General features: G+C 56.3%; 1 protein-coding gene. It reads right to left on the minus strand.

Going from position 1 to position 1,095, the window contains the following annotated elements; all coding sequences use genetic code 11:
• A partial coding sequence (locus BXA07_RS29705; protein WP_083708637.1) for an IS481 family transposase occupies positions 1-991 on the minus strand: 991 nt, incomplete at its 3' end.
• Positions 992-1,095: the final 104 nt, after the last annotated feature.

Consider the following 1,095-nt stretch of genomic DNA (forward strand, 5'->3'; position numbering starts at 1 on the left):
TGTCAAGACCCGCTTGATTATAAACACGCTTAACGAATAATTCCGGCTTTTTCGCCTGCCATTTCTTCATCGCCTGAATCGGCGTTTCGTTATTCAGGGCGCGCTGAGGGATGTTGTGGTTATAGATTTTCAGGTAATTGCGCAGTGTCGATTCGAGCTCGGCCCTGGACGCGAAACGGGTCTGGTGGACGATCTCGCTGATGCGGCCGTTGAAGCGCTCCACCATGCCATTGGTCTGCGGATGACGTGGCGGGATCAGGCGATGTTCGATCGCCAGTTGCTGGCATAGCACGTCAAACGCGTGCTTGCCGCTGGGAATCCGGTCGCCCGTTCCCGGGTCTTTTTTCTTGCTGCTAAAGCGGTCGGTGAACTGGCTGCCATTGTCGGTGAGCAGCTTGACGATGGCGATCGGACAGGCTTTGTTGAGCTTGATCAGGAAGTCGGTGCTACTACTGTCGGACTGGTCGGCATAGATCTCCATGAAAACCCAGCGCGTGGCGCGGTCGATGGCGACGAACAGGTAACGGCGTTCGGTTTCGTCGGGCATCTGCGGCAAGTACTTGATATCCATATGTAAAAAGCCGGGCTCGTAGTCCTTGAACGACTTTTTGGTGACGGGCTTGTCGGTTTCCCGGGCGGCCAGGTCAAGCAAGCTGGAGACACCATGGCGGCGCAGGCAGCGCCCCAGGCCAGCGCGCGAAACGGCTGGATTGATGAATTCACGCGTGACCGCCAGCAGGTCATCGGTGGGCAGTAGCAAGGTCTTGCGCAGCTCGATCACGATCAGTTCCTGCTCTGGCGTGAGCGTCGTTTTCAGCGTCTTTGGACAATGCGAACCATCGTCCGGGCTGTCGCGATCCTGCCATTTCCTGATCGTTTGCCGCGTGACGTTATAGAGCCGGGCCAGTTCGGCTTGTGGCAACGTCGATTTCTTGATTTCCTCGCGGATCAGGTGGGTCGTTCGTGCTTGGCTGTGGAGGGCTTGGGTCATCAGGCTACCAGTGAAAGATCAGATTGGAACAGTGTACGCAAAACCTGCCTGGCCTTGAAGAGTGGCCAACTACGCATAGGTACATGATCCCACGAATCTAAACA

It is taken from the genome of Janthinobacterium sp. TND4EL3 (assembly GCF_900156175.1).
In the GTDB taxonomy this organism is placed as follows: Bacteria; Pseudomonadota; Gammaproteobacteria; order Burkholderiales; family Burkholderiaceae_D; genus Janthinobacterium.